We start from the raw sequence: 7822 nt of genomic DNA on the forward strand, positions 1-7822 counted from the left end.
CGATCCAAGGCCGCGACTGTCGTTTCCCCACGACCAGACCAACGACCCTCCACACCGAAAGTCACATGATCAACAACTTCTGTTAGGACCCCTTATGCGCCGTCACAGCGACCGCCTCACCCCGGACGGCGGTTCTGGCTCGAATGTGCAGCGGTTCGCCCCGGACGAGATCACCCGCAGGTGGGAGGAGCTCTTCGCGTTCCTGGAGCGCTGAGGGAGGGGCGCCCCGGCTCATCCCGGGGCGCCCGGTCGCTGCCGCGCCGGCGTCAGGGATACGAGACCACCGTGGACGGCGTGGTCGAGGTGCCCGAGGTCGGCGCTCCCGTCTCGTTGATGACGTGCTCGTACTGGCCGTTGCCGCCGAGCGATACGACCAGCAGGTCGTGGAACCGCACACCCGGTGTGTCCGGAGCGGCGAAGCCGTTGTGCTGCACGATGGCGGGGTCGACGTTGTAGTAGCAGTAGCTGCCGAGCCCCCACCCCTCGTGGCTGGTCACGTTGTCGCCGACCTTGTAGGCGGCATAGCCCTTGACGGGGCCGTCCTGGATCGCGGCCTGGTTCGGGGCGTCGTACGCCTTCTCGTTCTGGAAGAAGACGGTGCGGCCCCGCTGCCCGTACCACTGCACGTCGTACTTGTTGAAGTGCTCCACGAACAGGCCCGTGGCCAGGACGTCGTCGCCGTTGACGACGATGCCGTAGTCGGCCCGGTTGATGTCCCAGCCGACGCCGGTGCCGTGGTCGGCGCGCCAGACCCAGGTGTGGTCGACGATCGTGTGACGGCTGTTGATCACCATGCTGGTGGTCGCCCTGCCCGCGCCCGCCCCGCCGATGCGCACGAACACGTCCTGGACAGTGATCGGGTCGGCCGAGTGGTCCCTGGATGCGCCCGGCGGGCCCACCTCGAGCAGGGTGGCGGAGTTGACCGGCCCGGCGTCGATGAGGAATCCGGCAAGCCGTACGCCGTCGACGTCCGCGACCTTCAGGGCCGTGACACCGCCGTCGGGGACCACCGTGGCGTACCCGAGGCCGAGGACGACGGTGCGCGCGCGCTCAACCCGTATCGGCTGGTCGAGGTGGTAGATCCCCGGGGTCAGCAACAGGTGAAGCCCTTGCGCGAGCGCCTGGTTGAGTGTCGCGGCCAAGTCGCCCGGTCGGGCCACATAGAACTCCGACAGGGACAGCGAGGTGCCTCTGGGTGTGCCGTTGCCCCAGGTGACACCGCGGGAATTCGTGCGCCTCTCCGGCAGGAACACCCTGAACTCGCTGTCTCTGACGTACAGGAACGGCTTCTCGCGTGAGACGGGGGTGGTCTCCAGCGTGGTGTACGGCGGGTTGGGGAAGCTCTGCGCGGGTGCACCCTCGACGCCCGAGAACACCATGTTCCATACCCCGTTGAGCCAGCTTCCGATCGCGCTGTCGCGGGTGTACCACTGCTGTTGTGAGTACGGTCCCACCTGGCCGTCGATCCGGCTGTCGGCGATATAGCCGCCGCTCGCCCAGCCATAGCCGGTGGGGGAGAGGTTGAGACCGCCGCGGACATGCATACGGCGGAAGGGCGCTGCCTGGGCGACGGCCCAGCGGTTGGTGCCGTTCGCGGGCACGACGGCGAGGTTCTCCGCCGAACGCCAGAAGTTCTGCGTGGCGTTGCCGCCCAACCAGCCCGCGTCGACCGTCACGTCACCGTTGATGGTCGTGTCGTCGGGGGACAGACCCAGGCCGGCGATGGAGGTGTAGAAGCCGATCTGCGCATTGAGGCCGTGGTAGGTGCCGGGCCTGAACAGCAGCGCGTAGCGCCCGGTGCCGAACTGCGCCGACTCCTGCTGCCGGAAGACCTCGTCCAGCGCGGCCTGGATGCCGGGCGTGGAGGGGTCGAAGACGAGGACGTTCGGGCCGAGGTCGCCGCCGCCGGGCAGGGTGCGCGGACGCCTGCGGGACGGGGCGGCCGACGCCGGTGCGGACAGGCCCGCGAGCATGGGGGCCACCGACGCGGCTGCGCCAAGGACTGCTCTGCGGCCGACGCCAGGGCGACGCGGATCTGGAGAATCCGGGGGGACAGGGGGCATGGGGCGGCTCTCCTGGTTCAGGAAGTGAACGATGTGGGGTCGGGGAGCGCTCTCCTTGCCGGTGAATGCTTCATGGTCCGAACCAGTGCGTCAAGAGCTGCGGCAGGGGTTCCGCAAGCGTGTCAAAACCCTTGACGTACCCACCGGTTGAGGTTTAACTCACGTTCTAAATTAAGACCTGAGGAGATCCGGAAAGGGACCCCGAGCCATGCCCAGCATCCGAGCTGCGGCCACAGGCGCCGTCACCCTCTCACTCGCCCTTGCCGCCGCGGCCTGCGGAGGCGGATCGCCGACGGGGAGGTGCCCCTATGTGTTTGGTCAAGGTGGTGGGTCAGGATGGCGGCATGACGATCCGGTTCCGCACCTACTACGAGGACGAAGATCTGTGGCTGTTTTTCGAGGCCGATGACGAGGGCTGGGCGGCGCGACAGGTTGAGGTCCGGGGGAGGAACTCGCGGGCGGTGACGGCGGCCTCTTTGGAAGAGGTGCTGCACTTGCGTGATCATGCCGATCTCGCGGCGATGGGCCGCTATGAACGGCAGTACGGCGTCCTCGCAGAAGGTCCCGTGGACGGCTGGCAGGACCAGCCCGAGGCAGCCGAGATCTCCGCGGAGGAGTTCGAACGACTGTGGACTGAAGCAAGGCGTGTTCTCGGCGACTCAGCCTGACCTGGCAGGTTGGGGTTCGTAGAAGGTGCCGTCGCGAAGCATCGCGAAGAGGACGTCGGCCCGGCGCCGGGCGAGGCAGAGCAGGGCCTGGGTGTGGTGCTTGCCCTGCGCGATCTTCCTGTCGTAGTAGGCCCGCGATGCAGGGTCGCCCAGGGCGGCGAACGCGGAGAGGAAGAAGGCCCGTTTGAGCTGCTTGTTTCCTCTTCTGGAGGGCTGTTCGCCGCGGATCGAGGAGCCCGAGTTCCGGGTTGCCGGGGCGAGACCCGCGTAGGCGGCGAGGTGTCCGGCGGTCGGGAAGGTGCTGCCGTCGCCGACCTCGATCAGGATGCGGGCTCCGGTCCTGACGCCGACTCCCGGCATCGACGTCAGGACTTTCGAAAGAGGGTGAGCCTCCAGGAGTTCCTCGATCCGCCAGGCCAGCAGCTTGCGCTGGTGGAGGACAGCTGTGAGTGAGGCGGCGAGGCTCGGGACGATCAGTGCGGCCGCTTCGGTGCCCGGAACGGTGACGGTCTGCTCGTTCGAGGGCAGCGAAGATGTCCTCGACGAGCCGTTCAGCCATCCTCGGCGCCTTCGGCCGTAACAGCGTGACCAGCCGGCGTCGGCCAGCCTTGCGGATCTGGGCCGGTGACCCGAACCGTTCCAGCAGCGTGAGGACGGCCGGGTGCTGCAACCGCGGCCCGAGGACTCGTTCGAGCGATGGGTGGATCTGGGTGAGCAGGCCGTGGAGGCGGTTGGCGACCCGGGTGGCCTCGCCGGCCAGGTCGTCGTCGAAGCCGACGATCATCTCCAATTCGGCGATGGTCTCGTCCTCGCCGTCGATGGCCCGCAGGGTGTGGGGCATTGAGCGGGCGGCGTCGGCGATGATGAACGCGTCCCTCGCGTCGGTCTTGGCTTCGCCGGGGTAGAGGTCGGCGATCCGCCGCATCGTCAGGCCGGGCAGGTAGGCGACCGGGCAGCCCATGTTCCTCGCGACCGCCAGCGGCAGGGCGCCGATCGAGGCCGGCTGGTCGACCACGACCAGCACCGTTCCGTGCTTCGCCTTCAGTTTCGCGAAGAGTTCGCGGAGCTTGGGCTCGGTGTTGGGCAGGCGCTTGTCGAACGCCTTCTTCCCGGCCGGTGTGACGGCGGTGGCGTCGGCCTCCCAGCCCGCTTCGACCCGGTAGAGAGCGCGGGCCTTGTTCTTGGGCAGGACGTTGGCGCCCAGTTCGTGCCGGGTCAGGACGATGCGGTGGTACCAGGCGCCCTTGCGGGTCAGCTGGTCGACCTCCACGAACGCCCACACGAGGGTGGCGCCGATTTCGCGCTGGTGGCGGCGCAGCCGCTTGGTGTTGACCAGGACGCGGATCGTGTTGTTCGGGGCAATCACCGCCACCGCGTACAGGTCGTGCGGGCGGGAGGTCAGGGTGAGCCTGCTGTCCCGGGTGGAGTCGACTCGGTGGGCACCGCACGAGCCGGGCGCCGCAAGTGATCACCGGAGGCCGCTCCCCCACCGCCTCGGATCATGGCGCCCGAGCCGATCGGTGACGGCCGAGCTCGGCCGTGACGCCCGCAGCCTTCCGGGTAGGGTTCGGGTCGACGCCTGCCGTCCGTAGAGCCTCCTCGGGTGCTGTCGTAGCACGGGAATGGTCCGGGGCGCGGGTCGTCCGACGTCACATGGTCACCACAGCCACACGCCAAGGACGACGACAGCAACGCCGATCGTGATAATCATCGGCCCGATCGTGTAACCGGCCCACTTCCTTCGGCCTACGAGGTCCCGCACACCGATGGACATGGCTCCACCAACAAGGACGATCAAGCTCCCCGCGAGCACGACGAGCGCCGCAAAGAAGGGAACCCAGCCGGGGTCGTAGTTCGGGTTGTTGTGCGCGACCCCTGCCAGGATCATCTCGCCGAGCCCATCGCGCACGTCACCACAGCCCGAAGCCCCAGCCGGCGATGACAAGACCGATCACGAGGATCACCGGCCCGAGAACGTAGTTGCCCCACTTCTTCTGATCGCTGACGCGCCAGAGAGCAACGGTCAGGGCGGCGCCGATGACGGCGATCAGGCACCCGGCAATCCCGAGGAGCGCCCAGAAGAAGCCGGCCCAGGTGGCGGGGTGGTTTGGGTTTGGGGTCCACGTGGCCGCAAGTTTCACGTCGCCGACCATGCTCACTCGTCCTTCGCCAGATCCTGGACATCCGCCTCGATGCCGGAGCCGGCAGCGTAGACGCCCGTGTTCAAGGTGGTTCCCACGGTGTTCTTGAACGCGCTGTCGGCCAGCTCGCCCCGGTCACTGAGGTTCTTGCCGCCGAGACTCCCGTGCTGCTCCAAGGCATGGTTGACGCCGTGGTTCTGGGCGTTCCCGAAGGCACCGGTTGCGGCGTTCGTGAGGGCGTCCTGGCCCATCGTCGAGGCATCCTGGTTGTTGGCGACGTCAGCCGTGAGCCCACCGGCCACGTTGCCCGCCGCGCCGTTGGCTGTGGTGCCGAGCAGGCCGTCTCCCCTCAGGATGTTGCCGGCCGCCCCGGTCAGTCCGGCTGTGTCGGCGAGCGCCGCGCCTCCGCCGGTGAACACGGCCGTTCCGCCCGCGGCCCAAGCGCCGTTGGCGAGGTCGTCTCCGACGGTCACGGGCTGGCCGTGAACTGCCTGGTTGAGCATCGTGCTGCCCGAGTCCGCCACGAAATTCGTGACGAAGCTCTCGGCACCCTTCTTGAGGAACTTCGCGGCGAACTCGGCCACCTTCGCGAGCTTCGCAGCTCCTTCCTCGCTGAGCACACCGAAGCGCTCCAGCAGGGCCGCCACCTTCTCAGCGGCCGAGGTGAAGAGCTTCACCAGGTCGACGATCCTGGCGACCCGGGTGGCCACGGCCGTGTTCGCGACGAGGTCGGAGAGGAAGCCCGTGAAGAAGGAGAGCGCCGCGCCCGCGATCTCCATCTCGGCGATCTCGACGCAGATGTCGATGATCTCCTCGTTGATCTTGTCGATCTCGTCGGCGTACGCCCGCAGCCCGTCGGCCACCTGGTGGAAGTTGTGCGCGACCTCGTCGATGACGCGCTTCTGCTCCGCCCAGTGCCTCTCGAAGGCATCGCGGGCCTCACCGTGCCAGCCCTGCTTGTCGACGCCCTGGACAACGACGTCAAGGGCGTGCACGACCTCGGTCAGCTCGTCGCCCATGGTGTCCCAGGCACGGGCGATCGAGCGGAGCGTCGCGCCGTCACCACCAGGAAGCTCCACCCCGCACGCCTGGAGGATCTCCAGAACCTTGCCGTCGATCCAGCCGTTGATGCTCACGCCGGGCCTCCCGCCGGCTGGGTCGCGGCACGGAGGTGTTCCACGGCGGTCCGGTCCGAGTCCTTGTAGTTGGCGGCGTTGAGACGCAGCCGGTCGCCGTCACTGGTGAGCACGCCGGGCAGGTGCCCGAGTGCCTTGACGGTACTGTCCAGCAGCGTCTGGTACTTCTGCGCCGCACCGTCGCAGGCGCCGAGCAGGCCGAAGGCTTCTCCGACCTCGGACGCGTTCGCCGCGAAGTCGTCGACCGGGTTCGCGAGGCCCTTCGCTTCCCTGTCGAACTTCCCAGCGAGGTCGGTCAGCGTGTCGGGGTCGACACCGAACTGGCTCATCCTGCTTCCCCCGTCGTCGAGTACGTGAACAGACCAGCAGTACTGGAGGGAGCGATCCGCCGGGAAGGGTGGTTTGCGGGATCAAGACGCGATGATGTCGCGTCCTTTGACCAGAGGAACCACTGTCTTGAAGTCGCTGCTGTCATGCACCGGAAATCATGAGAACTGGTTGGCGACTTCTTTGCGTGGTGCACCGAGGCCCTGTCACTGTGGAGATCGTTCTCTCCGGGGAGACGCGTCCAACTCGTGGGCAGGGCGGGGCTGTCGGTCCGGCGAAGCCGGAGCCGGTTCTGACCGAAGGCGAGCGGACCGAGTTGGTTGCGCTGGGCGAGGCAGGGGAAGACCGCCCGCTACCTCGCGCTGCGGGCGAAGTTCGTGCTGCGGGTGCGCCGAGGGATGGTGGACGAACAGGCCGCCTGCACGTCCGCCACGCCACCACGCTCCCACGGGGCCCGCTCGTGCTGACGGACAAGACCGGCCCGGCCTCGGGTCGCCCGTTCGGTGTCCGTCATCATGAGGCGGTGACGCAGACTGAAGAAGCTCCCGGCTGGGACGCCATAGACGCAGCCCTCGCACCGTTCTATCCGGGGATCACGCCCTTCCACGTCGGCTACTTCCCACCCAAAGGCTTCGAGGGCGGTGCGCTCCAGGGGTGCTCGGCGTACCCGGCTGAGGGGCACTGGCACTACGTGACCTACGGGCTGAGCGAGCTCTACACCCCCGGCGAGGACGACGATCCCGACTGGTCGGGCTGGGGCTTCGAGCTCACGCTGCGCGTGCGGCGCGGCGGTGAGGAGCAGCCGCCCGGGTGGCCGTACAGGATGCTGCAGGAAGTCGCAAAATACGTGAACGGCCACCAGGTTCTGCTGGAGGACGGGCACCGGATCGACTTCCGCCAGCCGGTCACAGGGCACCCCCACCTGGAGGACGCGCCGCCCACCGGACTGACGGTGTTCGCCTTCACTGCCGACCCGCAGTTGGGCACCATCGACACTCCCAACGGCAAGGTCACCTTCCTGCAGGCCGTCGGCGTCACCGCGGAGGAGAAGGGTGCCATGACGGACAGCAGCACCGCGCAGGTCCTGCAGACGCTCGCGGTCGGCAATCCACTGCTGGTGACCGATCCGGCGCGAACCGTCTGAGCCGATCGTCACCGTTGGGAGCTGCCGACGTGCCGCAGGCGGGGCAGGAGGCCTCCGCAGCGATAACTGTCGACGTCCGCCCCGGAATCGCCGCGAATCTCCGACGACGGTACGGACAGCGTCCTGTACGGCGATGACCTGCAGCCAGTAGGCCGTGCCGAGGAGGTCGCGTCAGACCCGCTCCAGGTGGTGCGAAAGCGTCCCGAGCCGAGCTTCCCGACACATCGGCGCAGACGGAACCCCTAAGAGGTCCTAACAGAAGTTGTTGATCATGTGACTTTCGGTGTGGAGGGTCGTTGGTCTGGTCGTGGGGAAACGACAGTCGCGGCCTTGGATCGTGTCG

The 7822-nt window shown here is 67.8% G+C and carries 7 protein-coding genes and 1 pseudogene; 2 read left to right on the forward strand and 6 right to left on the reverse strand.

The window, feature by feature from the left end; genetic code table 11:
- Positions 1-266 precede the first annotated feature (266 nt).
- Positions 267-2063 carry a coagulation factor 5/8 type domain-containing protein gene (locus ACFYZE_RS35935; protein ID WP_389003854.1) on the reverse strand — a complete coding sequence of 599 codons (1797 nt, stop codon included), beginning with the start codon at positions 2061-2063 and terminating at the stop codon, positions 267-269.
- Between the two features lie 323 nt (positions 2064-2386).
- On the opposite strand from ACFYZE_RS35935, the gene ACFYZE_RS35940 reads away from it, so the two are divergent.
- Complete coding sequence (locus tag ACFYZE_RS35940) at positions 2387-2731, forward strand: hypothetical protein (protein WP_389003871.1); 345 nt, start codon at positions 2387-2389, stop codon at positions 2729-2731.
- Here ACFYZE_RS35940 and ACFYZE_RS35945 read toward each other — a convergent pair.
- From ACFYZE_RS35945 to ACFYZE_RS35965, 5 genes and pseudogenes are all read right to left on the reverse strand, one after another.
- Positions 2723-3920, reverse strand: a pseudogene (locus ACFYZE_RS35945) (IS110 family transposase). The gene ACFYZE_RS35940 and the pseudogene ACFYZE_RS35945 overlap by 9 nt on opposite strands.
- Before the next feature lie 468 nt (positions 3921-4388).
- A complete protein-coding gene (locus tag ACFYZE_RS35950) occupies positions 4389-4640 on the reverse strand; it encodes a hypothetical protein (RefSeq protein ID WP_389003856.1) in 252 nt (83 codons plus the stop codon).
- Between the two features lies 1 nt (position 4641).
- Positions 4642-4884: a hypothetical protein gene (locus tag ACFYZE_RS35955; RefSeq protein ID WP_389003859.1), complete on the reverse strand. Its 243-nt coding sequence runs from the start codon at positions 4882-4884 to the stop codon at positions 4642-4644.
- Positions 4885-4886: 2 nt separating this feature from the next.
- Positions 4887-6008 (reverse strand): WXG100 family type VII secretion target, encoded by a 1122-nt coding sequence (locus tag ACFYZE_RS35960; RefSeq protein ID WP_389003862.1) that lies wholly within the window; start codon positions 6006-6008, stop codon positions 4887-4889.
- Complete coding sequence (locus tag ACFYZE_RS35965) at positions 6005-6337, reverse strand: WXG100 family type VII secretion target (protein ID WP_389003865.1); 333 nt, start codon at positions 6335-6337, stop codon at positions 6005-6007. The genes ACFYZE_RS35960 and ACFYZE_RS35965 overlap by 4 nt, the downstream gene beginning before the upstream one ends.
- Positions 6338-6858: 521 nt before the next feature.
- Between ACFYZE_RS35965 and ACFYZE_RS35970 the strand changes: the two genes are divergently transcribed.
- On the forward strand, positions 6859-7479 hold the full coding sequence (locus ACFYZE_RS35970) for a suppressor of fused domain protein (protein ID WP_389003868.1): 621 nt from the start codon (positions 6859-6861) through the stop codon (positions 7477-7479).
- Positions 7480-7822 lie beyond the last annotated feature (343 nt).

Source organism: Streptomyces sp. NPDC001796 (assembly GCF_042892355.1).
GTDB lineage: Bacteria > Actinomycetota > Actinomycetes > Streptomycetales > Streptomycetaceae > Streptomyces.

What these genes read in the sequence shown, in the direction of transcription:
- ACFYZE_RS35935 (WP_389003854.1), bottom strand. Translation starts at nt 2,063, where the DNA reads ATGCCCCCTGTCCCCCCGGATTCTCCAGATCCGCGTCGCCCTGGCGTC.
- ACFYZE_RS35955 (WP_389003859.1), bottom strand. Translation starts at nt 4,884, where the DNA reads ATGGTCGGCGACGTGAAACTTGCGGCCACGTGGACCCCAAACCCAAAC.
- ACFYZE_RS35965 (WP_389003865.1), bottom strand. Translation starts at nt 6,337, where the DNA reads ATGAGCCAGTTCGGTGTCGACCCCGACACGCTGACCGACCTCGCTGGG.